The organism is Burkholderia sp. BE12 (genome assembly GCF_002959955.1).
GTDB lineage: Bacteria > Pseudomonadota > Gammaproteobacteria > Burkholderiales > Burkholderiaceae > Burkholderia.
On record NZ_PREY01000001.1, the window covers coordinates 45,243 to 69,043 of the forward strand.

Here is a 23,801-nt window from a genome sequence, read left to right on the forward strand (position 1 = left end):
GCGCCGTGCCCTTTCAATGCGAGGAATGGCAACGATGCAAGTACAGGATTCGACTCCGGGCGTCGCGGCGTCCGGTTTGCGCGTCGATGGCGCGCGGCTGTGGAGCAGCCTGATGCGTCTCGCGCGGATCGGCGCGACCGACAAGGGCGGTGTGTGCCGTCTCGCACTCACCGAACTCGATCGCGATGCGCGCGACCTGTTCGTCGCGTGGGCGAAGGAAATCGGCTGCACGGTGCGCGTCGATGCGATCGGCAATATCTTTGCGCGGCGCGCGGGCGAACGGGGTGACCTGCCGGCCGTGGCGACGGGCAGCCACATCGACACGCAGCCGACCGGCGGCAAGTTCGACGGCAACTACGGCGTGCTGGCCGGCCTCGAGGTGCTGCGCACGCTCGACGACGCGGGGGTGCGCACGCGCGCGCCGCTCGAGGTGGCCGTCTGGACCAACGAGGAAGGGTCTCGCTTCGTTCCGGTGATGATGGGGTCCGGCGTGTTCGCGGGCGCGTTCACGCTCGACCATGCGCTCGCGCAACGCGACCGCGACGGCGTGTCGGTGCGCGATGCGCTGGCGGCGATCGGCTATGCGGGCGACGGGCGCGACGCGCATCCGGTCGGCGCGTATTTCGAGGCGCATATCGAGCAGGGGCCGGTGCTGGAGGCGCACGACACGACGATCGGCGTGGTCGAGGGCGCGCTCGGACAGCGCTGGTACGACGTGACCGTACACGGGATGGAGGCGCATGCGGGCCCGACGCCGATGGAACTCCGGCACGACGCGCTGCTGGTCGCGGCCGATCTCGTGCGCGCGGTGAACGGTATCGCGCGGGCGCATCCGCCGCACGGGCGCGGCACGGTCGGCTGGGTCGACGTGCACCCGAATTCGCGCAACGTGATTCCCGGCCGCGTGACGCTGACCGTCGACCTGCGCGCGGCCGACGACGCGACGCTGGCGACGATGGATGCGCAATTGCGTGCGGCATGCGCCGACCTGGGCACGGCGGCCGGCATGCGGATCGACGTCGAGCCGGTCGTGTACTTTCCGCCGCAGCCGTTCGATCCGGCGCTGGTCGAGCAGGTCCGCGCCGGCGCGCGTGCGCTCGGGCTGTCGTCGATGAACGTGATCAGCGGCGCGGGCCACGATGCGGTGTATCTTGCGCGCGTCGCGCCGACCGCGATGATCTTCGTGCCGTGCAAGGATGGCATCAGCCACAACGAGATCGAGGACGCCGATCCGGACCATCTGGAAGCCGGCTGCAACGTGCTGCTGCACGCGATGCTGGGCGCTGCCGGGATCGCGGAGGGCCGTGCGCAATGAAGATCCTGATCGCCCGGATGAACCACGAGACCAACACGTTCTCGCCGGTGCCGACGCCGCTCGCCGCGTTCGGCCGCAACGGCCCCGACTGGGGCGACGATGCGTATCGCGCGAATCGCGGGATGCGCACCGCGATGGCCGCGTTCATCGATGCGGCCGAGCGCGCAGGCGCCGACATCGTGACGCCCGTATCGGCGGCCGCGAACCCGAGCGGTCCGGTCGCGGCCGATGCGTACGCGGCGATCTGCGATGCGATCGTTGCGGCCGCGCCCGGCTGCGACGCGGTGATGCTCGACCTGCATGGGGCGATGGTCGCCGAGCAGAGCGCGGACGGCGAGGGCGACCTGCTCGCGCGCGTACGCGCGGCGCTGCCCGACGCGCCGATCGCGGTCGCGCTCGACCTGCATGCGAACGTCACGCAGAAGATGATTGATCACGCGGACGTGATCGTCAGTTTCAAGACCTATCCGCACGTCGACATGTACGAGACCGGCGAGCATGCGGCGCGGCTGCTGCTCGACCGGCTTCATGGCCGCGCGCGGCCCGTGCTCGCGTGGCGGCAGCCGCCGCTGATGACGTCGACGCTGCGCAGCGCGAGCGCCGAAGGCGCGATGCGGCGCGCGGTGGAGGCCGCGCGCGCGGCGGAGGCGGACGGGATGCTCGCGGTGTCGGTGTTGCCCGGCTTCTCGCTCGCGGATATTCCGGCGCCGTGCATCAGCGTGGTCGTGGTGGCCGACGGCGACCGCGCCGGCGCCGACGCCGTGGCCGAGCGCATCGCGCGGCAGATCTGGGACGCGCGCGACGAATTCGTCTATCGCAGCGCGCCGCTCGCCGAATCGGTCGCGCAGGCCGCCGCGCTCGCCCGCGGCGCGGACCGCCCGGTGCTGATGCTCGATCACGGCGACAACTGCATGTCGGGCGGCCCGTGCGACACGATGGACCTGCTCGAAGCCGCGCTCGCGCACGGGCTCGACGGGATCGTCAGCGGGCCGTTGTGCGACCCCGACGCCGTGGCGGCGCTGATCGATGCGGGCGTTGGCGCAACCGTCACGGTGCCGGTCGGCAACCGCCTGCCGTCGCACGGCGGCGTGCGGCGCGAACCGTTTCGGGCGACGGGCATCGTGCGCGCGATCACCGACGGCGAATACGTGATCACCGGGCCGACGTATACCGGGCAGCGTGCGTACATGGGCCGCGCGGCGGTGCTCGACATCGGCACGGCCACGCTCGTCGTCACCGAGCGCACGCAGGAGCCGTGGGATCTCGGCGTGTTCGAGAGCGTCGGCGTCGATCCGCGCCGTGCGCGCTTCCTGCTGCTGAAGTCGCGGATGTATTGCCGGCCGGTGTTCGTGCCGATTGCATCCGCACTGGTCGAATGCGACAGCCGCGGCGTGACGGGTTCGGACTTCGGGCTGTTCCGCTACGAGCGGCTCGCGCGGCCGGTGTATCCGCTCGACGACATCGGGCGGTGGGCGTCGGGCGCGGGCCGCACGGCCTGACGGAAACGGATACGAGACGCCGGGCTCGCGCGCTTTCGGGCATCATGCGATGGCGCCGGCCCGTCGGGCAGCAGGGTCGGGCAATCCATTGCGTCCGCAACCGATCCGGAGAACCGACCGCCATGCATTCGAATCCCTTCCGCCTGCGCGGCGCGCGCCTGCTCGCCGCGCTGACCCTCGCCACGACGGCCGTTGCCGTGCACGCCGCCGACTGGATCGTGTCCGGCAACGACGGCAAGTACCAGCGCGTCGAGGGCCGCGACACCTATCTGCCTTCGCCGCCCGCCGACACGCTGACGCTGCTCGACGCCAGCACGTTCCCGCCGAAGGTCGCGCTGCAGGTCGACGTCGAGAACGGCATCCAGGGGCCGCCGCAGGCGGTCGCGATCACGCCCGACGCGAAGCTCGCGCTCGTCGGCGCGCCGACGCGCTATGACGCGGCCGCGAAGCAGCTCGTGCTCGACACGTTCCTGCAGGTCGTGAATCTCGACACCGCGCCGCCCGCGATCACGCGCGTCGAGCTCGGCACGCATCCGCAAGGGATCGCGATCGACCGCTCGGGTCGGCTCGCGCTCGTCGCCAACGTCGACGGCAGCGTGTCGATCCTTCGCATCGACGGCACGCACGTGACGCTCGACGGCACCCTGAAAATCGGCAAGAAGCGGCTGGCCGGGATCAGCTTCACGCACGACGGCAAGCATGCGCTCGTGTCGCTGCGCGACGAGCAGGGCATCGCGGTGCTGAACGTCGACGACGGCAAGGTGACCGACAGCGGCACGCGCCTGAGCACGGGCGTCGCGCCGTACACGATCGACGTGTCGAGCGACAACCGCTGGGCCGTCGTCAGCAACGTCGGGCTCGCCGGGCTGCCGGGTTACACCGGCACGCTCGCGGGCGACGCCGATTCGGTCGCGCTGATCGACGTATCGCGCGTGCCGTTCCGCACGGTCCAGTATTTGACGGTGCCGTCGCTGCCGGAAGGCGTCGCGATTTCACCGAACGGCAAGTGGATCGCCGTGCAGGCGATGGACGGCTCGAACCTGACGGCCGACAACCCGGGCCGCCACAAGCTCGGCAAGGTGCTGCTGTTCGAAATCCGCGACGGGCAGGCCGTGAAGGTGAGCGAAGTGCCGGGCGGCGAAGCCGCGCAGGGCATCGTGTTTACCGCCGACAGCCGGCACGTGATCGTGCAGTTCAACGTCGAACGGCAGCTTGCGCTGTATGCGATCGAAGGCGGCAAGCTGCGCGATACGGGCAAGCGGATCGCGCTGACGGGCGGGCCGTCGTCGTTGAGGAGGTTGCCGCGCTGACGCGCCGCCGCGCGCTTCGCCCGTTTTTTCGCATCCGTGAGTGAACAGGGTACCCGCATTCGCCGGGTGCCCGCCGATCCCCATCCTTCTCTTGTCTGGTTGCAACGCAACAAACGCCGGCAATTTGTACCAGAAGCCACTTAACTCTCGATTGTTTAGTTAAACAAACTGAAAATTCGGGAAACTTCTCGTGGTGAATAAACAATCGTTACGGCACTGTAAGGCCCGGGAAGGCAGGACGGATATCCCGAACAGGAGGCCCACGTTGACGAACCGAGCACGCGTCGTCGACGCCGGATGACTCATTTAGTTAATGGTGCTAAACGAAAAAATGAAAAATCCACGACTCTTGATCGTCGCCGCACTGACGTGTGCCGCGCTCGCCGCATGTGGCGGCGACGACGTGAACAGTACGTCGACCGCCGGCAACGGCGGCACGGACGGGCCATCGACATCGGGGCCATCGCAACCAGGACAAACCGGGCAGCCGGCGCAGCCCGGCCAACCCTCCACGCCGACGCCCACGCCCACACCCACGCGTACCAACATGCAACTGACGCAGTTCGTCAACCCGCTGATCGGTACGCAGGTCAATGGCGACTCCGGCTACGCGGGCAACGTGAACCCGGGCGCCACGGTGCCGTTCGGGATGGTCGATTTCGGGCCGAACACGCCGCGCTACGACTTCAACGGTTCGGGCGGCTACCTGTCGTCGGGCGGGTCGAACGGTACGATCGATTTCTTCAGCGTCACGCACCTGAGCGGCGTCGGCTGCCCGGGGCAGGGCGCGGTCGCGATGCTGCCCACCGACGGGGCGAACGCCATCGCGCCGGGCGGCAGCCCGACCGGCATCGGATACAGCTATTCGGACGAAGCGGCCCAACCCGGCTACTACAAGGTGCGCCTCGCGAACGGCATCGTGACGGAACTGAGCGCGACCGCGCGCTCCGGCCTCGCGCGCTTCACGTACACGGACAAGAACAAGGGCTTTTTCTCGGTCGATGCGAAGCTGAACGGCAACAGCGATTCGGGCAGCACGAGCATCACCGCGAACAACGTGGCGCTCGCGCTTGCCAGCGACGGCAGGTCGATGAGCGGGCAGGCCATCGCACCCGCGTTCTGCACGCCGTACGGCACGATCTGGAACGCTCCCGTGTATTTCTATGCGACCTTCGACAAGCCGCTGCGCAAGCAAACGGGTACGTCGGTGAATACCGCAAGCAACGGCGCCGCGACACTGCAGTTCGATCTGACCGATGCTGACAAGACCGTCACCGTGAAGGTCGGCATCTCGTCCGTCAGCGTGTCGAACGCGCAGGCCAACCTGGCGGCCGAGGGCGAAAAACTGACGTTCGACGATGCGCGTGCGAAGGCATCGGCAGCATGGAACGACCGGCTCAACACGATCCAGATCGATCAGGCGAAGGATCCGGGTTCGCTGAACGCCACGCAGAAGGCGAACCTCACGAAGTTCTACACGGCGCTGTATCACGTGTTCAGCGCGCCGACGCTCTACAGCGACACGAATGGCGAGTTTCGCAGCATGCGTCAGCCGAAGAACGCGAACGGCGGCTATCCGACTTCGGTCGACCGGACCGGCACCGTCCCGCAGCGTGCCACCGCGAACGTCAAGGACTATGCGTACAAACGTCCGGACGGCTCGCAAGGCGGCGGCGCCAACCACTACACGGGCTTCTCGCTGTGGGATACGTATCGCTCGCAGGCGCAGCTGCTTGCCATGCTCGCGCCGCACGAAGCGAGCGACATGATGCAGTCGCTCGTCGTCGACGGGCTGCAATGCGGCGCGTTTCCGCACTGGGTCGACGGCAGCGACGATTCGACGCCGATGGCGGGCGACAACGCGCTGAACGTGATCGCCGGTTCCTACCAGTTCGGCGCGACCGATTTCGATCTGGTGTCGGCCGCGCGTCTGACGAAGCAGTCGGTATTCGATCCGTCGAGCGCGTGCAACGACCGCGCGAGCGCGCCGGGGCTCGCCAATTTCCTGACGGCCCATTACCTGTCGCAGAGCGACGACGGCCATTCGTCGTCCGCGACCATCGAGCGCGTGCTGAGCGACCGCTCGGCGGCCGCGTTCCTGCAGGCACTGCCCGCCAGCGTGCTGAACGCGCCGTCGGTCGGCGTGACGGCGGACAACATCGGCACGCTGTACACGCGCGCGTCGTGGTGGCGCAACATCTTCGACTACGCGAACAAGGTGATCGCCGCGCGCAATGCGCCGCCGGCCGGTGCGGCGCCCGGGACGCTGGGCACGCTCGTGCAGGGCTCGTTCCACGAATCGACGGAGCCGAACTACTTCTGGACCTTCGCGCAGGACTGGTCCGCGCTGATCGACGCGATCGGCGGCAAGCAGGCGGCCGTCGCGCGGCTGAACGAACTGTTCTCGATCACGACCCCGTACTCGACCGTGCCGGCTTCCGGCAGCCTGAACGGCGGCGAATCGTCGAACGGCCTCTATATCGGCAACGAACCGTCGTTCCAGTCGCCGTGGGGCTACAACTGGGCCGGGCAACCGAGCGGCGCGCAGTACGTCCTGCCGATCATCATGGCGCAGACGTTCGGCACCGGCCGCGACGGCCTGCCCGGCAACGACGACATGGGCGCGACGTCGAGCTGGTACGTGTGGGCGACGCTCGGCATGTTCCCGGTCATTCCGTCGGAAGCCGGTCTGGCGTTGTCGACGCCGCAATTCAGCGGGATCACGGTGTGGCTCGGCAACGGCAAGACGCTGCGACTCGAAAGCGACAAGCAGGTTGCCGCGGACGATACCGGCCGCGCCGCGTTCCCGTACATCCAGTCGCTGAATGTAAACGGCGCGGACTACGCGGGCTCGTGGCTGCCGCTCGGCAAGATCACCAACGGCGGAACGATGCGTTACGCGCTGTCCGCCACGCCGACGCAATGGGCGGCCGCCGACAACCTGACGCCGCCGTCCGGGCCGAATGCGGACTATACGCAGATGACCGCCGGCGGCGCGTCGACTGCGACGCGCCTGCTGCACCAGGCCGGCGCGCGATAAATGCAGGGATGCGCGCAGGGCGCCGCGCTGCGCGCATCCGTCGAGACGACGCAATCATGGAGGACAACTACATGAAATCGAAAGAGCGCCGAAAGTTTCTGTCCTACAGTGCCGCGCTGGTCGGTACGAGCTGGCTCGCCGGCTGCAATGGCGACATGGATTCGCCGTCGGGGGCAGCGGTCACGCCGAGCACCGACGGCCCGGCGACGGTCACGCCCACCGTCCCCGGCGTGCCGGCCGACCCGGAACACAGCCTGCTGGCGACGCAGCAGCTCACGCGGAACTGGACGTTCGCGCCCGCGAGCAGCCTGCCGGGCGCGGGCGGCGCGCAACTGTCGGGCGCTGCCGGCGTGACGGGCATGGCGCCCGCGACGGTGCCCGGCACCGTGCTGAACAGCATGATCGTCAACGGCAAGTATCCCGATCCGTTCTACGGCCGCATCGTCACGGACACCATTCCCGATACGCTGAAGGACACCGACTACTGGTACCGGACGACGTTCGCGGCACCGCCCCGGCAACCGGGGCAGCGCTTGTGGCTGAACTTCGACGGGGTCAATTACTGCGCCGAGATCTGGCTGAACGGCGCGCTCGTCGGCCGGCTCGAAGGCGCGTTCAAGCAGGGCGCGTTCGACATCTCGCGGCTGGTCCCGCAGGCGGGCGGTGTGGTCAATCTGGCCGTGCGCGTCGTCAAGCTGGATTTCTCCGAAGGGCCGCTGCTGCCGAACTACCAGAGCGGCGTCACGCGTGGCGGCCGCAACGGCGGTCCGACCGGCGTCACGCTGAAGAACGGCCCGACGTTCTTCTGCTCGGCCGGCTGGGACTGGCTGCCGACGATTCCCGACCGCAACCTCGGCATCTGGCAGCCCGTTTCGTGGTTCACGACCGGCTCGGTACGGATCGCGGCGATCAACGTCGCGCACACGCTTTCCGCCGATCTGTCGCGAGCGGAATTACGGCTCGATCTGGAACTCGACAACGGGTCGGGCCAGGATCTCGTCGCAACGCTCGTCGGCAGCATCGGCAACGGCGCGACGTTCAGCCACGACATGGCGATTCCCGCATCGAGTACGACGACGAAGCTATCGCTCACGTCGTCGGATATCGCGGCGCTGTCGATCAGGCAGCCGCGCCTGTGGTGGCCGAACGGGTACGGCGAGCCGGATCTTTACGCGGTGACGGTGGGGATCAAGGTGGGACGCCTGTTGTCGGACGAACGCACGCTGAACGTCGGCCTGCGCCGCATCGACTACTCGCGCGACATCGGCCAGGGCACGCAGTTGAGCATCACGGTCAACGGCTTGCCGATTCTCGTGATGGGCGGCAACTGGGGGCTCGACGAAGCGTTGAAGCGCATTCCGCGCGAACGGCTGTTCAACCAGGTGCGGCTGCATCGCGACGCGAACCTCAACCTGATCCGCAACTGGAACGGGCAGAGCACGAGCGACGATTTCTTCGATGCGTGCGACCGTTACGGGATCCTCGTCTGGCAGGACTTCTTCTTCTCGACCGAAGGAGACGGATCGGGCGCGGCCAACGTGCCGCGCGATCTCGACGACATTCGCGACGTGATCGCGCGCAACCGCCATCGCCCGTCGATCCTGCTCTGGTGCGGCGGCAACGAAGGTGCGCCTCCGCCGGCCCTCGTCAAGGGGCTCGACGCGCTCGTCGCCGAGCTGGACCCGCAACGCCTGTGCCTCACGAGTTCGGCAGGCGATACGGGCGCCGGCGCGGTGAACGGCTATTCGTCCGGCGGCCCGTACAACTGGGCGTCGCCGCAGGCCGCGTTCAGCCGCGGCTACGGCACGACGTCGGTCGCGTTCCACAACGAAGTCGGCTCGCACTCGATCCCGACGCTCGAATTCGTCGAGTCGATGCTGCCGCCCGGCTCGTACGATTGCCCGGACGATTTCTGGGCCGATCGCGACATGAACGGCAACGGCGCCTACTACGATCAGGTCGGCAAGCAGGGCGGCGCCGGCTACATCGCGATGACGGCGCTGCGCTACGGCGCGATCCGCAACCTCGCCGATTTCGTGCGCAAGGCGCAGATGATGAACTACGAGTGCATCCGCTCGATCTACGAGGCGAATGCGGCCGTGATGATCGGCCCGGTGGCCGGGAAGATCACGTCGCCGGCCACCGGCGTGATCATGTGGATGACGAACCCGTCGCAGCCGAGCTTCGTGTGGCAAATGTACAGCCACGATCTCGAGGAGCATTCGTCGTTTTTCGCGGTGCGGCACGGCTGCCGCCGCGTCAACGCGATCCTCGACGCGAATACCGCCGACGTGACGATCGCGAATCACACGAGCGCGGCCGTCACCGGCCGTGTCGAGATGCGCGTGTACAACCTCGACGGCACGTTGAGCAGCCGCGCCACGGCCGACGTCGGCGGCGTTGCCCGCGCGTCGTATCGCGTGGTGGCGAACCTGAAGCCGGCGATGGCCGCCGCGAAGTCCGACGTGTGCATCGTGTCGCTCGCGCTGACCGATTCGGGCGGCAATACGCTCGCGGAGAACGTCTACTGGCGGCAGCGCGACGGCGGCGACACGTCGTACACGTCGCTCGACACGATGCCGGGCGCGGCCGTTGCCGTCGGCGCGACGTCGGCCGAGGTCGACGACGTGACGACGCGCATCACGGTCGATGTCGCCAACGCCGGCGCTACCATCGCGCTGATGACGCACCTGCAGGTGTTCGATCCGGCGACCGGCGCGCGCATCCTGCCGGCGTTCTACAGCGACAACTATCTGAACCTGATGCCGGGCGCGAAGCGGCGGATCACGATCGACCTGCCGCATGCGAACGGCGCCCCGGTATCGCGCGTCGCGTTGCGGATCGACGGGTGGCGACTCGATCGGCCGAACTGCAAGCTCGGGCTCGGCGGTGTGCCGGTCGTGTTCAACGAGCGCGCGCTGGCGGTCGACCAGGCGGTGGCGACGTTCGCGACATGTTGAGCGGGTGGTTGGCGTGATGCGGCGCGGCGGCGAACGTCACTGGCGGTTGTCCGCCGCGCGGCTTCGGAGCCTGAATGCAAACGGGGAACGGAGCTTGGAGACGTTTCAGAGGATACGGATCGGGGCGCTGAAGCAAGCGCTGGACGACGAAGTCCACGGCTCGTCGATCAGCCATGAGCGGGCGGAAAACACCATCGCGCGGCTTGCCGAGGTGTTGTCGTTCACGCAAGCCGGCCATGCGCACACGAGGATTCTGAGGAAAGAAGTGCCCGGTACGGCCGCACCGGGCGGCATGGCCGCGCAGTTACGGGCGCAGCAGATCGAACCCGCCGAATACCACGACACCGCTGAGCACGATCATCGCGACGGAGTGCTGGCCGAAGTAGAGAATCGCGGCGGCGAGCCACGTCGTGATGCAGAAGGCGCCGATGCGGGCCATCGTGTGTTCCTCGAATGCGTGATGAAGTGAATGCGTGCCGCGCGGCGTTCGCCGCTCGAGCGGTGAGCGGAGCATCCACGCGGGCGAACGGAAAAGGCGACCCGGGAAGCCGCGTCGTCGTCGGCACACGTTGCATGCCGAGCCCCGAAAGGCCGTGAGTCGAAGCCGGCGGCATCACGCGATCGGGCCTGGAAGAGGCATCCGACATGCGCGTCCCGGCCGGCGAAGCGGCGATTTTACCAGCGCCGTCATGCCGCCAATCCGTCCCTTTCGCGATCAATTGCGGTCATCGCCCGGCAATCCACCCGACCCCGATATTCAAGTTTCGTGTGACGAATGCCGTAAAACGATAGGAAGGCGACTTTCGCCCCTGTCATTTCGTTTACCGACACACGGACCGACACGATGCAGATCGATTTCTCCACGACCGCGAGATCCCCGCTCGCGGACAGCGGCGTGACCGCGAACCCGCCCGCCGCGACGTCGTCCACCGGCGCCGCCACGGATGCCGCGAGCCCGACGGGCACGGCCGACGCCACGGGTGCGACCGGCACGGCCGGCACCACCGGCACGAAGGATTCGGCCGGCGCCGCCGGCGCTGCGGGCGCATCGTCGGAAGACCCGGCGGTCGCCCAGTTGAAGGCGCTGATCGAGCGGCTGCAGAAGCAGCTCGCGACAGTGGAGCGGCAAATGGCCGCTGCGGCGCAGCGCGCAAAGGACGATCCGGCCGCGGCCGTCGAACAGCAGTCGCTGAATGCGGAAGCCAGCGCGATTTCAGCCGCGCTCGCGACGGCAATCTCGCAACTCGCCGCGGCACTCGAGAAATCCGGCGGCTCGCCGTCGGGCGGGCTGGTGTCGACGCAGGCCTGAGCGGCCACGGCGGCGTCGGCCGCACGCATTACAATCGCAAGCTCGTCTCCCTCTCAAGGACGGCTGACCGATGAATGCGGAACTCGACGACGACGAACTCGTTCACTTCGACGCACACGGCGGCACGCCGCTGCCCGCGGCCGATGCCGAAGGATGGCTCGACCACGACGGCGCGCGCATCCGGCACGCGTCGTTCGGCCGGGGGCCGGCGGTCGTGCTGCTGCACGGCGGCCTCGGCCACGGCGGCAACTGGGGCAACCAGGTACCGGCGCTGCTCACGGCAGGCTACCGCGCGATCGTGATCGACAGCCGCGGCCACGGCCGCAGCACGCGCGACGACAGACCCTATTCGTACGAACGCATGGCCTCGGACGTGCTGGCCGTTCTCGACGCGCTGCAGGTCGACCGTGCACGCTTCGTCGGCTGGAGCGACGGCGCATGCATCGCACTCGTGCTGGCCGCCCGCGCACCGGAACGCGCGGCCGGCGTGTTCTTCTTCGCGTGCAACATGGATCCGGGCGGCACGAAGGAAATGGTGCCGAGCCCGCTGATCGATCGTTGTTTCGCGCGACATCGAAAGGACTATGCGCAACTGTCCGCGACACCGGACCAGTTCGACGCATTCGTGGCTGCCGTCAGCGAAATGATGCGCACGCAACCGAATTACACCGCGCAGGATCTCGCGGCGATTGCCGTGCCGGTTGCGATCGTGCAAGGTGAGCACGACGAATTCATCCGACCCGAGCATGCGGCGTACCTCGCGCGGACGATCCCGGGCGCGACGCTGACGATCCTGCCCGGCGTGAGCCATTTCGCGCCGCTGCAGCGGCCCGCGCGGTTCAACGCGGCGATGCTGGCGTTTCTCGACCGGTTGGCGGGTTAATGCGCGCACGGCCCGCCGACGCGCGGGCGTTACTCGGCGAGCGAATCGAGCGGCTGCGCGTACTCGAACGCCCAGACGACCCTGCGAAAGAAATGGTTGCCGAGCCACGCGAGGATGTCGCCCGGATCGCCGCGCTCGGCGCCGCGGCGGGCGAGCCGCCCCCGTCCGGCATTTCGCATATCGCATAAGTTTTTCTTTCGGCTCGCGCAACATATCGTCGATTGTTGGCGGCCGGGCGGTAGCGGATAGTCCTGCTTCGGCAGGCCGGCCGCCGCTCGCTCCGCGCGGCGCGGCCAGGTCTGTTGTCCATGCAACCATCAGAAATCGAAAGGAACCGCACTCATGCGATTCAATGCGACACGCTTCGCCGCGACCCTGTTCGTCGCCGCATGCGCGACCGCCGCGGCCGGCCGTGCGGCCGCCGTCACGCAGGACGCCCTCCACGACACCGTCACCCGCCATATCGCGCCGCTGATGAAGCAGTATGCGGTCCCCGGCATGGCTGTTGGCATCGTCGCCGACGGCAAGCCCTATGTGTTCGACTACGGCGTGATGTCGAAGCAAACCGGCAAGCCGGTGACCGGCGACACGCTGTTCGAAATCGGTTCGGTCAGCAAGACGCTGACCGCGACGCTCGCCGCCGACGCGCAGGAGGGCGGCGAACTGTCGCTCGCCGACCCCGCGGCCAAATATCTGCCTGAGCTGCAGGGCAAGCCGTTCGGCGTCGTGACGCTGCTCCAGCTCGGCACGCACACGCCCGGCGGGACGCCGCTGCAGGTGCCGGACAGCATCCGCGACGACGCGGACCTGATCCGCTATCTCGACGCGTGGCGGCCCGAATATGCGCCGGGCACGCACCGCAAGTATTCGAACGTCGCGATCGGCATGCTCGGCTGGCTCACCGCGAAGGCGATGCACAAGGATTTCGCGACGCTGATGGAGCAGCGCCTCTTTCCCGCGCTCGGGATGACGCATACCTACATCGACGTGCCCGACGCGCGCATGGCCGACTATGCGCAGGGCTACACGAAGGACGGCAAGCCGGTCCGGATGACGGAAGGCATGCTCTGGCAGCCGGCGTACGGCGTGCGCACCACGGCGGCCGACCTGCTGCGCTTCGTGCAGGCGAACATGGGGATGATCCAGACGGCGCCGCGGCTGCAGCGCGCGATCGAACGCACGCACACCGGCTATTTCCGCGCGGGGCCGCTGACCCAGGATTTGATCTGGGAACAGTATCCGTACCCGGTCGCGCTGCCCACGCTGCTCGCGGGCAATGCGCCGAAGATGCTGTTCGATGCGGTGCCGGCCAGCGCGATCCAGCCGCCGCTCGCGCCGAACCCCGCGACCTGGATCAACAAGACGGGTTCGACCGGCGGCTTCAGCACGTATGTCGCGTTCGTTCCCGCGAAGCGGATCGCGATCGTGATGCTCGCGAACGGCAACGTGCCGATCGAGGACCGCGTGAAGGTCGCCTACCGGATCCTCGGGTCGCTCGGCGACGGGCGGTAACGTTGCCGCGCCCGCCCGTCGGGAAATGCTTATGATGGGCGGGCAATCCGGTGCGCGGCGAGCGACGCACCGGGCGACGGAGGAGAGCCGATTGAGCATCGCATGGGACGGAATCACGGGCGCCGACGTGCTTGACGACGCGCAACTGGCGAGCCGGCACGCGCTGGCCGATGCGGCGCGCGACGGCGCATGGGCGACCCTGCTCGAGCGTATCGCGCAACAGCCCGCGCTCGTCAACGCGACGCGGCCGGGCGGCACGTCGCTTTACGCGCCGTTGCATCAGGCCGCGTATGGCGGCGCGCCGGAGGAGGTCGTCACTGAGCTGCTGCGGCTCGGTGCATGGCGGATGCTGCGTGATGCGCGACGCGAGCGTGCGATCGATATTGCCGCGCGGCGCGGGCATCGGCATCTGGTCGCGCTGCTGACGCCGCAGCCGCGACGCTTCGTGCCCGACGGCACGCTGCGCGCCATCCAGCGTCATTTCCACGACATGATCGGTGGCCGCATCGCGCACCTGCGGGTCGACGCGCTGCGTTTTCCCGAACTCGAACCGCTGCTCGAATTCGACGCGCAGGCCGGGCGCATGTGGTTCGCGGTGCCCGGCATGTACGGCGGATTCGATTACGCGCTGCGCACGGACGGCGATGCCGCCGTGCTCGTGTCCGAGAGCTGGAGCCGCGTGGTCGGCGGCTCGGGCCAGCGGCACGAGATTACGGCCCACGGCTGCACGCTGGTCGAAGCGGGCTTCGTCTGACACGGCCGGTCATCCCGCCGGGCACAAGACCGCACCACGTCGATGTCGTTGCGAGTGCACCCAATCAGAGGCATCGCGGCGCCCGGGAAGAATGGCTGCCGGGTTTCGCTTTCCTGCCCCGTGTGCGGTCAGTTCCCGTACATGTCGAAGTCGAAGTATTTCGACTGGATCGCGTCGTAGGTGCCGTCGCTGCGAATTCGCGCGATGGCGCGGTTCAGCGCGTCGCGCAGGTCGGTGTCGGCCTTGCGCACGCCCGCCGCATCGCCGTTGCCCATGATCTTCGCGTCGTACACCACGCCGCCCGCGAACGAGAAGCCCTTGCCGCGCGGCGTCGCCAGGAACCCGAGCTGGCCTTGCACGGCATCCATCAGCACGCCGTCGACGCGCCCGGTGACGAGATCCGCATACGCCTGGTCGTAGCTCGGATACGGCACGACCTCGACCTTCGCGGCCGCCCACTTTTCACGTGCATAGGTTTCCTGGACCGTGCCCTGTTCGACCGCGACGCGCTTGCCGGCGAGCTTGGCCGCGTCCGGGAGCAGCCCCGACCCGCTGCGCGCGATCAGCCGCGTCTGGTTGCGGTACAGGCGATCGGTGAAGTCGATCTGCTGGCGCCGCTGTTCGGTCGCGGCCATCGACGACAGGATCACGTCGAACTTGCGCGCCTGCAACCCGGGAATCAGCCCGTCGAAACTGCTCGATACCCACACGCATTTCGCATTCAGCTTGGCGCACAGCGCGTTGCCGAGATCGATGTCGAAGCCTTTCACGCTGCCGTCGGTCGCGGTCGACTCGAACGGCGGGTAGGTCGGGTCGACGCCGATGCGGATGGTCGTCCATTCCTTCGCGGACGCCAGCGATGCGAAGGCCATCGCGGCGGCGGAAAGGAGAATCGTGATGCGCGTCTTCATGGTCGGGCTCCGTTCGTGTGGGGAAGAGTGGGCGTGCGCGTCAGCTCGGGAATTCGCCGCGCTGAAAATCGTTCGACAGTTCGAGGGCGTCGGCCATCTCGCCGACGGTGACCGGCTTGATCGGCGCGCGGATCCGGTAGTGACCGACGTCGCCGACGCTGCGCTGCTGTACGTCGGCGATCAGTTCGCCGACCGTCGTGCCGCACCAGCGCCCCTGGCACGGACCCATCCCGCAGCGCGTGAACGCCTTCATCTGGTTCGGCCCCTGGCAGCCGAGTGCCGCGAGCCGGCGGATTTCGCCGGCCGTGACTTCCTCGCAGCGGCACACGATCGTGTCGTCGTCGGGGCGGCGCAGCGCGGCGGACGGCGTGTAGAGCGCGTCGAGCAGCGGGCGCACCGCGAGATGACGGCGCAACGCGTGCAGCACCGGGCGTTCGCGCGCGGCCTGCCGTTGCGCGTCGAGCGCACCGAGTTGCACGGCGATGTCGAGCGCCGACACTTCGCCGGCGAGTGCCGCAGCCCGCGCGCCGCCGATGCCCGCGCCGTCGCCGGCGATCCAGACGTGCGGCACGCTGCTGCGGCCGCGTGCGTCGCAGCGCGGCCGCCAGCACGCCGACGAATCGTCCCATTCGTGTGCGCAGCCGAGCGAGCGGGCGAGCTGCGTCGACGGAACGACGCCCTGATGCAGCAGCACGAGCGACGTGTCGAGCATCTGCACGACGCCTTCCGCGTCGCGAAAGCGAATGCGTTCGGCGCGGTCGGCGCCGTCGATGCGGATGTCGGTCGCGCCTCGATACACCGGAATCCCGGCGTGGCGCACCGCGCGCAGCATGCGCCAGCCCTTGAGCAGATAGTCGGCGCCGCGCAGCGCCGGCAGCGCATGCGGGAGCGCGCGGCGCCACGCGTCGCGCGGCGTCGTATCGACCAGCGCGCGCACGCGCCGGCCGGCATTCAGCAATTGCGCGGCGAACAACCAGAGAAGCGGGCCGCTGCCCGCGAGCACGGCGTCGGCCGATGGCGCGAGCCCCGACGCTTTCAGCAGCGTCTGCGCGGCGCCGATGCCCATCACGCCGGGCAACGTCCAGCCGGGCACCGGCCACGACCGCTCCTGCGCGCCGGTCGCGATCAGCACCGCGCGCGCGCCGATTTCGAGCGTGCCGCGCGACGGGCCGCTTTGCGTGAGCATCGCGACGGGCGCCGGCTCGAACGCGATTTGCCAGACGACGCTGCGCGGCAGGTAATGCGCGCCGCTGGCGAGCAGGCCGTCGACGAGCGGGCGGCCGGCCGTGTAGTCGGCGCCGAGCCATTGCGCGAGCGGCGCCGGCGCATCGGCGACGTTGCGGTAGATCTGGCCGCCGGGTGCGCGGCCTTCGTCCGCGACGACGACCGACAAGCCGGTCGCACGCGCGGCGGTGGCCGCCGCCATCCCGGCCGGCCCGGCGCCGACGATCAGCAGGTCGCACTGGCGGCGCGTCATGCGAGCCTCGCCTTGCCGTGCATCGTGCGCACCTGCATGCCGTCGGCGACGGGCGTCATGCAGCCTTGCACATTCGGTACGCCGTCGACTTCGACGAGGCAGTCGAAGCACACGCCCATCATGCAGAACGGGCCGCGCGGCGCGCCGCTGACGGCGCTCGTGCGGCATGCGGCCGAACCGGCGGCGAGCATCGCGGCCGCGACGCTGTCATGCGCGGGTACGTCGTACGGCGTGCCGTCGATATGGATGCGCACGCGTTCGAGCATCGCGGCGGCGGGAATGAGGGATTCAAACATGCCGGGCTTCCGTGGGCGCGGCGAAGCGCGCGGTGGTAAAGGCGGACAGGTCGGCCGGCGCGGCGCGGCCGGCGATCCACGGCGCGACGAGATCGGCGTGGGTCGCCGCGAGCGTCACGCCGCTGTGGCAGATCGCGATGAACGCGCCGGGATGCGTGGCCGACGCCTCGTAGATGGGCAGGCCGTCGGGCGTCATGATGCGCAGCGCCCCCCACGCGCGGACGATGCGTGCATGCGCGAGGGCCGGGAATGCGGTGCGGGCCCGGCGCGCGATGTCGACCATCGCGGGACGCGTCTGTCCGTCGTCGAAGCCGACGTCTTCGGCCGAGTCGCCGAGGAGCACCGAGCCTTCCCGCGTCTGCCGGACGACGAGCGTCGGATAGTCGAGAAACGGCGCAAGGCGCTCGGTGACCATGATCTGGCCGCGCAACGGCGAAATCGGTGCGCGCAGGTCGACCATCGGCGCGAGCCGTGCGTTGTCGAGGCCGGCCGCGAGCACCACGCGCCCGGCTTCGAGCCGCGCGTGGCGTGTGTCGATCTCGAAGCGCCCGGCGCGCGGGCGGATTTCCGTGACGTCGCTGCGCGGCAGATAGACGCCGCCGCACTGCTGGAATGCCAGCAGCATGGCGCGCAGCGTATGGAGCGGATTCGCGTGACCGTCGTTCGGCGACCACAGCGCGCCGGCCAGCGACGGCGATGCCGATGGAATGCGCCGGCGCAGCGCCGCCGGATCGAGGACTTCATACGACAGCGCGGCGTCCCGCCGGCGCAGCGATTCGAGCAGGTCGGTCGCGCTGTCGAGTTCCGCGCGATGTTCGAACAGCTCGATGCCGCCCGGGCGTTCGAACGCACAGTCCACGCCGGTTTCGCGCTGCAACTGCGCGGAGAATGCGTGCCAGCGCGCCGACGATTCGCACGACCAGCGCGCATACGGCAGGCAGCGGCCGCCCTTGCCCTGCACCCACACGAGCCCGAAATTGCCGCGCGCCGCGCGAAACGCGATGTCGTCGCCGTCGCACACCGCGACGCGTTGGCCGAGACGCGCGATGCCCCACGCGAGGGCCATGCCGACGAGACCTCCGCCGGCCACGACGACGTCGAAGCGGCGCACGGTCATGCGCGACTCCGGTGTCGCGGGTGACGCGGTTGCGTGTTATATCCCATGGGAGCGCGGCTCCTTGCTTTCAGTACGGTGTGGCGCCGATGTTCGGACAGGCAAAATGCGCTGTCCAATACAGCTTGATCAACGACCCATAATTCAATGTTATGACTACGCCCTCGCTCAGGATTCGTCAGATCGAAGCGTTTCGCGCGGTGATGCAGCGCCATACCGTCACGCGCGCGGCGCGCGATCTCCATATCTCGCAGCCGGCGGTGAGCCGGCTGATCGCCGATCTCGAGGACCGGATCGGCTTCGTGCTGTTCGAGCGGCAGCAGGGGCGCTTCACGCCGACCGCGCAGGCGCGCGTGCTGTACGAGGAGGTCGAACGCGCGTTCGTCGGCCTCGACCGTGTTGCGCAGGCCGCCGAGCAGATCCGCGCGATGCGGCGCGGCACGCTGCGCGTGGCCGGCTCGCCCGCCGTCGCGCTCGACCTGCTGCCGGAGCTCGTCACGCGTTTCTCGCACGCGCATCCGGGCGTCGACATCACGCTGCTCGCGCACAGTGCGTCCACCGTCGTCGACAAGGTCGCGTCGGGGCAATGCGATGTCGGGTTGATCGCCGAGCCCGTCCCGCATCCGGCCGTGCGCGGCGAGCGGCTCGCGGAAAGCGCGATGTGCTGCATCGTGCCGCGCGGGCATCGGCTCGCGCGCAAGCGCGTCGTGCAGCCAGCCGACCTGCGCGACGAATCGTTCATCTCGTTTCCGCCGAGTTTCGAGGCGCGCAGCGCGATCGACCGCGTGTTCGTCGAAGCCGGCGTGTCGCGCGTGTTGTCGATCGAGGCGCAGCTGTCGCGGACGATCGTCGCGTTCGTCGCGAACGGCGCCGGCGTTGCGCTGATCGATCCGGTGACGGCCGCGTACGCGGGCCCGCGCGTGGCCGTCAAGCCGTTCGAGCCGGCCGTGCCCGATCACTTCTATCTGGTGACGTCCGCGTCGCAGCCGCTGTCGATGATCGGCGACGCGTTCTGCGCGGATTTACGCGACGCGTTCGCGAGGATGCGGGAGAACGAAGCCGGGTGATTCGGTGGAGGGGCCGTCACGACCGCGGGGTGCGGTCGGCGCCGCGCAGCGCGGGTCGTTCAAGCGATGGCCGTGTCGTCCGCTTCGACTGCCGCGGGAGCCGCCGCCGCGGCGCCCGCCAGCCTCCGATAACGCGCGAGTGCCCAGCGGGAAGTACGCGGTATAGCCGTGATACTTCAGGTAGAACGGGCGGGACGCTGCCGATACACCGGCGTAACGGCTCAGGCCGATCGCATGTTGCGTTGATACCCGGCCCTGAGCGCGTCGACCACGAGCTCCACGGCCCGCGACGATTTGCGCCGGCTCGGGTAATAGACGTGGAGCCCGACGAACGTCGGAAACCAGTCCTCCAGCACCCAGCCGAGCCGTCCGGCTTCGACGTGATGCGCGACCAGGTCCTTCGGCACATAGGCGAGCCCGAAGCCGGCAAGCGCCGCGTCGACCATCTGATAGACGTTGTTGAACGTCAACTGCCCTTCGACGCGGACCTGCAATTCGCGGCGCCCCTTGCTCAACTCCCACGACAGCAGCGCGTTTCTGGTCGGCAGCCGAAGATTGATGCAGTTGTGCCCGGTCAGGTCCTGGGGCGTCTTCGCCGCGGCTCGGGACGCTAGATAATCGGGAGAGCCAATGATCGACATCGTCATGTCCGGCGCGATACGCTGCGCGATCATGTCCTTGGCGACCTGGTCGCCAAGCCGCACGCCGATGTCGTAGCGGCCGGCGACGAGGTCGGTCAGACCATAGTCGTTCACCAGCTCGACCTTGAGCGCCGGATACCGACGCAGCAGCGGTTGCAGCCGCGGCCACACGTACTCGTTCGCCGCATAGTCGGTCGTGGTGATGCGGACGTTGCCGGCCGGCTGGTCCGTCGTCGCGCGCAGCGATTCCAGCTCCGCCTCGATTTCCTGAAAGCGCGGGGCGAGCGATTCCAGCAACCGCTCGCCGGCCTCGGTCGGCGACACGCTGCGCGTCGTGCGCGTCAGCAACGCAATGCCCATGCGCGTTTCCAGCGCGCGCACCGTTCGGCTCAACGCCGACTGGGACACGCCAAGCTGCGCGGCCGCGCGGGTGAAATTACGCTCGCGCGCGACGGCCATGAACGCCACCAGATCGTTGAAGTCTTCCATTGATTCATGCACCCCAGCATAGGTCCATGCCGATTTTGCCATCTAGTCGCATGAATCGCGAATCATTAAAGTGGAATGGCTGACCGCTGGAGCGATCCATGCGGCACCCTTTTCGATAGAGGACGACATCATGGAACTGAAGCGCGCGGGCTCGCAGCCCTCGATCAAGGGCCCCGACGAATGGTTCACCGGCACGGTCCGGATCGACCCGCTGAACGCACCGCCGCCGCCGGCGCGCGTATCGTGCGCCAGCGTCACGTTCGAGCCGGGCGCCCGCACCGCGTGGCACACGCACCCGCTCGGCCAGACCCTGCTCGTGACCGCCGGCTGCGGCTGGACGCAATGCGACGGCGAGCCGCGCGTCGAGATCCGCGCGGGCGACGTGATCTGGTGCCCGCCCGGACACAAGCACTGGCACGGTGCGACGTCGACCACCTCGATGACGCATATCGCGATTCAGGAAGCACTCGATGGGCGCAACGTCGACTGGCTCGAACACGTCACCGATGCGCAGTACGACCCGCGCTGACGATCGCACGCGTTGCGTGTCGCGGCTCGCCGCCGCGACGGGCCTGGCGCTGCTTGCCGCCGCGTGCACCACCATGCAAAGGACCGACACCATGCAGGAATCCTTGCCTTCCAATGAGTTGAAGGCCATTGCCCCGGCCTTCGAGCGATATACGACTCGAACCGTGTTCGGCGGCCTGTGGAAGCGGCCGCACCTGTCGCCGCGCGATCGCAGCATCGTGACGCTGTCGGTGCTGATCGCTCGCGGCCAGACCGCGGAGATGCCGCTTCATGTCCGCCTCGCGCTGGATCATGGCGTGAAGCCCGCGGAAATATCGGAAATGATCGCGCATCTGGCCTTTTACTCGGGATGGCCCAACGCGAGCGCTGCGTCGATCGTCGTCAAGCACGCCTATGACGAACGCGGCATCGGGCCCGATCAGCTCGCGCCTGCGGACGTCACGCTGCTGCCGTTGAACGAGGCGGCCGAGGCGCAGCGCGCACGGACGGTCGCGGAGAACTTTGGCGCCGCTGCACCGGGCGTGGTCGAGTACACGACCGACGCGCTGTTTCGCGACTTGTGGCTTCGCCCGGGGCTCGCGCCGCGCGACCGCAGCCTGGTGACGGTGAGCGCGCTCGTCGCCAACGGCCAGGTGGCGCAGATCCCGTATCACCTGAACCGGGCGATGGACAACGGGCTCACGCAGGACGAAGCGTCCGAGACGTTGACGCAACTGGCGTTCTACGCGGGATGGCCGAACGTCTTTTCGGCGATGCCCGTGTTCAAGGAGGTATTTTCACGGCGCGCGACGTGACGTGCCGGGACGCTGTACGAGAAACCGGGCTGGCGGACGCAAGCGCGCATGCCGCGCACCCGCCTTGATACTGGCAGCTTCGCAACCGCCCGTGCCGACGCGACGACGAAGCGTCGCGGTCCTATTGCGACGCGGCGCGCGTGACCGGCCGGGGCAGCCTGCCCGCTTCCTGACGCGTGATCATCCAGCCGGGATAGCAGGGCGGCAACGCGCTCACGGCATCGAGACGCGCCAGTTCTTCGTCGGTCAGGACGGCGTCGACCGCGCCAAGGTTGTCGTCGAGCTGGTCGATCCGCTTGGCGCCGATGATGACGCTGGTGACTGCCGGCTTGGCGAGCAACCACGCGAGCGCGATCCGCGCGACCGAGACGCCATGCGCGCCGGCGATCGCGCGCATCTCCGCCACGCACGGCCAGACCCGATCCGGATCGACCGGCGGAAAATCGAAATGACCGCGCCGTGAACCTGCTTCGGTCGACGCACCGGGGCCGAACTTGCCCGACAGCAATCCGCCGGCGAGCGGCGACCAGACGAGCAGCCCCATCTGCTCGTCGACGGCGAGCGGAATCAGCTCGCGCTCCACGTCGCGCCCGGCGATCGAGTAGTAGGCCTGGAGCGTCTCGAAGCGCGTGGCGTGAAGCGCGGCACTCAGGCCGAGCGCCTTGCCGATCTTGCCCGCGCGCCAGTTCGACACGCCGACGTAACGGATCAGCCCCTGCCGCGTGAGATCGTCGAGCGCGCGCAGCGTCTCCTCGATCGGCGTGACGGGGTCGCTCGCGTGAATCTGGTACAGGTCGATATGGTCGACCTGGAGCCGTTCCAGGCTTCTCTGCACCGAATCCATGATGTGACCGCGCGACGCGCCCTGGTCGTTGGGGCCCGCGCCCATCACGCCGGCCGTCTTCGTCGCCAGCACGATCTCGTGGCGCGGGACGCCGATGTCTCGCAACGCCTGCCCGAGCACGCGTTCGGCTTGGCCGAAGGAATAAATATCGGCGGTATCGATGAAGTTGATGCCTGCGTCGAGCGCACGGGCAATCAAACGGTTCGCGTCGTCCTGGCCGACCGCGCCGATCGCCGCCCACATGCCGGCATCCGCGTTGCCGCCCAGGGTCATCGTGCCGAGGCACAGCTCGGAGACGTACAGGCCGGTGCGGCCCAATTGCTTGTATTTCAATGCAGCCCCCTTCAGAATCGGCCGGACACCAGGCGGGGCGTCGGCCGGTGGCGCCCCGCACGTCGGAATGTCAGTTGCCGCGCGATGTGCCGGCCCGCAACCGCGCGGCGATCGCCGCGACGCGGGCGCCATAGCGGCGGGCCGTTTCGAGATCGCCCGGCGACATCTCCTCGGGCGACGCATCGGCCGGCGTCTGCGCCATCGGCGCGATGTAGGCGCCCATGCGGTTCAGGTCGTCGCGCGTCGACGCTTTCAGGTTGGCCGGCTTGATGTCCATGCTGACCCAGATGCCGCCATGCTGTCCGGCCAGCAGGAAGAAGTATTCGAGCGTATTGAGCTTGTCGCCGTTAATGCTGGCGCTATTGGTGAAGCCGCCGAAGATCTTGTTCTGCCAGCCGCTGTCGAACCAGACCTTCGACGACGCATCCGCGAACTTCTTGAACTGCCAGCTCGGGCCGCCCATGTAGGTCGGCGAGCCGAACAGGATCGCGTCGGCGTCGGCCAGCGTGTTCCACGCGTCGTCGGCCAGGTTTCCGTCGGCATCGATCGCGACGAGTACGGCGCCGGCGCCGTCCGCGACGGCGGCGGCCATACGTTGCGTATGGCCGTAGCCGGAGTGGTAGACGACGACCGTTTTTACCGGCGGGTTGAGTTGATCCATGATGGTTTCCTTTCGTTTGGGGTTGTCGTTCAGACGACGTGGGAAACCACTCTACCGAGCCGCG

General features: G+C 68.5%; 21 protein-coding genes. 13 read left to right on the plus strand and 8 right to left on the minus strand.

Features of this window, described 5'->3' with window-relative positions; translation table 11 throughout:
* Positions 1-34 precede the first annotated feature (34 nt).
* From C4B30_RS00235 to C4B30_RS00270, 8 genes are all read left to right on the plus strand, one after another.
* Positions 35-1,315 (plus strand): Zn-dependent hydrolase, encoded by a 1,281-nt coding sequence (locus C4B30_RS00235; RefSeq protein ID WP_027786387.1) that lies wholly within the window; start codon positions 35-37, stop codon positions 1,313-1,315.
* Positions 1,312-2,814, plus strand: a complete 1,503-nt coding sequence (locus C4B30_RS00240) for a M81 family metallopeptidase (RefSeq protein WP_027786388.1) — start codon at positions 1,312-1,314, stop codon at positions 2,812-2,814. The genes C4B30_RS00235 and C4B30_RS00240 overlap by 4 nt, the downstream gene beginning before the upstream one ends.
* 122 nt (positions 2,815-2,936) lie before the next feature.
* The gene (locus tag C4B30_RS00245) at positions 2,937-4,124 is read left to right on the plus strand and encodes a beta-propeller fold lactonase family protein (protein WP_027786389.1); all 1,188 of its coding nucleotides are present in this window, start codon (positions 2,937-2,939) and stop codon (positions 4,122-4,124) included.
* Between the two features lie 547 nt (positions 4,125-4,671).
* Positions 4,672-7,164 (plus strand): GH92 family glycosyl hydrolase, encoded by a 2,493-nt coding sequence (locus C4B30_RS00250; RefSeq protein ID WP_175888568.1) that lies wholly within the window; start codon positions 4,672-4,674, stop codon positions 7,162-7,164.
* A 71-nt stretch (positions 7,165-7,235) separates the two neighbouring features.
* Complete coding sequence (locus tag C4B30_RS00255; protein WP_027786391.1) at positions 7,236-10,124, plus strand: glycoside hydrolase family 2 protein; 2,889 nt, start codon at positions 7,236-7,238, stop codon at positions 10,122-10,124.
* Between the two features lie 94 nt (positions 10,125-10,218).
* A complete protein-coding gene (locus C4B30_RS35535) occupies positions 10,219-10,593 on the plus strand; it encodes a hypothetical protein (protein WP_199779028.1) in 375 nt (124 codons plus the stop codon).
* Positions 10,594-10,968: 375 nt separating this feature from the next.
* A complete protein-coding gene (locus C4B30_RS00265; protein ID WP_027786392.1) occupies positions 10,969-11,433 on the plus strand; it encodes a hypothetical protein in 465 nt (154 codons plus the stop codon).
* 70 nt (positions 11,434-11,503) lie between these two features.
* Positions 11,504-12,316, plus strand: coding sequence for an alpha/beta fold hydrolase (locus tag C4B30_RS00270; RefSeq protein WP_027786393.1), 813 nt, complete (start codon positions 11,504-11,506; stop codon positions 12,314-12,316).
* A gap of 29 nt (positions 12,317-12,345) precedes the next feature.
* Here C4B30_RS00270 and C4B30_RS35095 read toward each other — a convergent pair whose 3' ends face one another.
* A complete protein-coding gene (locus C4B30_RS35095) occupies positions 12,346-12,495 on the minus strand; it encodes a hypothetical protein (RefSeq protein ID WP_155257384.1) in 150 nt (49 codons plus the stop codon).
* A gap of 163 nt (positions 12,496-12,658) precedes the next feature.
* Here C4B30_RS35095 and ampC point away from each other — a divergent pair, with 163 nt between their 5' ends.
* On the plus strand, positions 12,659-13,828 hold the full coding sequence (gene ampC / locus C4B30_RS00280) for a class C beta-lactamase (RefSeq protein WP_027786394.1): 1,170 nt from the start codon (positions 12,659-12,661) through the stop codon (positions 13,826-13,828).
* A gap of 91 nt (positions 13,829-13,919) precedes the next feature.
* The gene (locus C4B30_RS00285) at positions 13,920-14,582 is read left to right on the plus strand and encodes an ankyrin repeat domain-containing protein (protein WP_027786395.1); all 663 of its coding nucleotides are present in this window, start codon (positions 13,920-13,922) and stop codon (positions 14,580-14,582) included.
* Positions 14,583-14,710: 128 nt separating this feature from the next.
* Here C4B30_RS00285 and C4B30_RS00290 read toward each other — a convergent pair whose 3' ends face one another.
* The 4 genes from C4B30_RS00290 to C4B30_RS00305 are packed head-to-tail and all read right to left on the minus strand — an operon-like array spanning position 14,711 to position 18,383.
* Positions 14,711-15,493: an ABC transporter substrate-binding protein gene (locus C4B30_RS00290; RefSeq protein ID WP_027786396.1), complete on the minus strand. Its 783-nt coding sequence runs from the start codon at positions 15,491-15,493 to the stop codon at positions 14,711-14,713.
* Positions 15,494-15,533: 40 nt separating this feature from the next.
* Positions 15,534-16,970 carry an FAD/NAD(P)-dependent oxidoreductase gene (locus C4B30_RS00295; protein WP_027786397.1) on the minus strand — a complete coding sequence of 479 codons (1,437 nt, stop codon included), beginning with the start codon at positions 16,968-16,970 and terminating at the stop codon, positions 15,534-15,536.
* On the minus strand, positions 16,967-17,266 hold the full coding sequence (locus tag C4B30_RS00300; RefSeq protein ID WP_027786398.1) for a (2Fe-2S)-binding protein: 300 nt from the start codon (positions 17,264-17,266) through the stop codon (positions 16,967-16,969). Before C4B30_RS00300 ends, C4B30_RS00295 begins: the two co-directional genes overlap by 4 nt.
* Entirely contained in the window at positions 17,259-18,383 is a 1,125-nt protein-coding gene (locus C4B30_RS00305) for an NAD(P)/FAD-dependent oxidoreductase (protein WP_089502459.1), read from the minus strand. Before C4B30_RS00305 ends, C4B30_RS00300 begins: the two co-directional genes overlap by 8 nt.
* Before the next feature lie 149 nt (positions 18,384-18,532).
* Between C4B30_RS00305 and C4B30_RS00310 the strand changes: the two genes are divergently transcribed.
* Positions 18,533-19,447, plus strand: coding sequence for a LysR family transcriptional regulator (locus C4B30_RS00310; protein WP_027786400.1), 915 nt, complete (start codon positions 18,533-18,535; stop codon positions 19,445-19,447).
* A gap of 221 nt (positions 19,448-19,668) precedes the next feature.
* On the opposite strand, the gene C4B30_RS00315 is transcribed toward C4B30_RS00310, so the two are convergent.
* A complete protein-coding gene (locus tag C4B30_RS00315) occupies positions 19,669-20,577 on the minus strand; it encodes a LysR family transcriptional regulator (protein WP_027786401.1) in 909 nt (302 codons plus the stop codon).
* Between the two features lie 130 nt (positions 20,578-20,707).
* Between C4B30_RS00315 and C4B30_RS00320 the strand changes: the two genes are divergently transcribed.
* Positions 20,708-21,106, plus strand: a complete 399-nt coding sequence (locus C4B30_RS00320; protein WP_027786402.1) for a (R)-mandelonitrile lyase — start codon at positions 20,708-20,710, stop codon at positions 21,104-21,106.
* Positions 21,107-21,122: 16 nt separating this feature from the next.
* Positions 21,123-21,899 (plus strand): carboxymuconolactone decarboxylase family protein, encoded by a 777-nt coding sequence (locus C4B30_RS00325; RefSeq protein ID WP_373558219.1) that lies wholly within the window; start codon positions 21,123-21,125, stop codon positions 21,897-21,899.
* 121 nt (positions 21,900-22,020) lie between these two features.
* Here C4B30_RS00325 and C4B30_RS00330 read toward each other — a convergent pair whose 3' ends face one another.
* Together C4B30_RS00330 and C4B30_RS00335 are read right to left on the minus strand one after the other, a co-directional pair.
* A complete protein-coding gene (locus C4B30_RS00330; RefSeq protein WP_027786404.1) occupies positions 22,021-23,076 on the minus strand; it encodes an aldo/keto reductase in 1,056 nt (351 codons plus the stop codon).
* A 70-nt stretch (positions 23,077-23,146) separates the two neighbouring features.
* Complete coding sequence (locus C4B30_RS00335) at positions 23,147-23,737, minus strand: flavodoxin family protein (protein ID WP_027786405.1); 591 nt, start codon at positions 23,735-23,737, stop codon at positions 23,147-23,149.
* Between the last annotated feature and the right edge of the window lie 64 nt (positions 23,738-23,801).

What these genes read in the sequence shown, in the direction of transcription:
- C4B30_RS00235 (WP_027786387.1), top strand. Translation starts at nt 35, where the DNA reads ATGCAAGTACAGGATTCGACTCCGGGCGTCGCGGCGTCCGGTTTGCGC.
- C4B30_RS00240 (WP_027786388.1), top strand. Translation starts at nt 1,312, where the DNA reads ATGAAGATCCTGATCGCCCGGATGAACCACGAGACCAACACGTTCTCG.
- C4B30_RS00245 (WP_027786389.1), top strand. Translation starts at nt 2,937, where the DNA reads ATGCATTCGAATCCCTTCCGCCTGCGCGGCGCGCGCCTGCTCGCCGCG.
- C4B30_RS00250 (WP_175888568.1), top strand. Translation starts at nt 4,672, where the DNA reads ATGCAACTGACGCAGTTCGTCAACCCGCTGATCGGTACGCAGGTCAAT.
- C4B30_RS00255 (WP_027786391.1), top strand. Translation starts at nt 7,236, where the DNA reads ATGAAATCGAAAGAGCGCCGAAAGTTTCTGTCCTACAGTGCCGCGCTG.
- C4B30_RS00265 (WP_027786392.1), top strand. Translation starts at nt 10,969, where the DNA reads ATGCAGATCGATTTCTCCACGACCGCGAGATCCCCGCTCGCGGACAGC.
- C4B30_RS00270 (WP_027786393.1), top strand. Translation starts at nt 11,504, where the DNA reads ATGAATGCGGAACTCGACGACGACGAACTCGTTCACTTCGACGCACAC.
- C4B30_RS35095 (WP_155257384.1), bottom strand. Translation starts at nt 12,495, where the DNA reads ATGCGAAATGCCGGACGGGGGCGGCTCGCCCGCCGCGGCGCCGAGCGC.
- ampC (WP_027786394.1), top strand. Translation starts at nt 12,659, where the DNA reads ATGCGATTCAATGCGACACGCTTCGCCGCGACCCTGTTCGTCGCCGCA.
- C4B30_RS00290 (WP_027786396.1), bottom strand. Translation starts at nt 15,493, where the DNA reads ATGAAGACGCGCATCACGATTCTCCTTTCCGCCGCCGCGATGGCCTTC.
- C4B30_RS00295 (WP_027786397.1), bottom strand. Translation starts at nt 16,970, where the DNA reads ATGACGCGCCGCCAGTGCGACCTGCTGATCGTCGGCGCCGGGCCGGCC.
- C4B30_RS00300 (WP_027786398.1), bottom strand. Translation starts at nt 17,266, where the DNA reads ATGTTTGAATCCCTCATTCCCGCCGCCGCGATGCTCGAACGCGTGCGC.
- C4B30_RS00305 (WP_089502459.1), bottom strand. Translation starts at nt 18,383, where the DNA reads ATGACCGTGCGCCGCTTCGACGTCGTCGTGGCCGGCGGAGGTCTCGTC.
- C4B30_RS00310 (WP_027786400.1), top strand. Translation starts at nt 18,533, where the DNA reads ATGACTACGCCCTCGCTCAGGATTCGTCAGATCGAAGCGTTTCGCGCG.
- C4B30_RS00315 (WP_027786401.1), bottom strand. Translation starts at nt 20,577, where the DNA reads ATGGAAGACTTCAACGATCTGGTGGCGTTCATGGCCGTCGCGCGCGAG.
- C4B30_RS00320 (WP_027786402.1), top strand. Translation starts at nt 20,708, where the DNA reads ATGGAACTGAAGCGCGCGGGCTCGCAGCCCTCGATCAAGGGCCCCGAC.
- C4B30_RS00335 (WP_027786405.1), bottom strand. Translation starts at nt 23,737, where the DNA reads ATGGATCAACTCAACCCGCCGGTAAAAACGGTCGTCGTCTACCACTCC.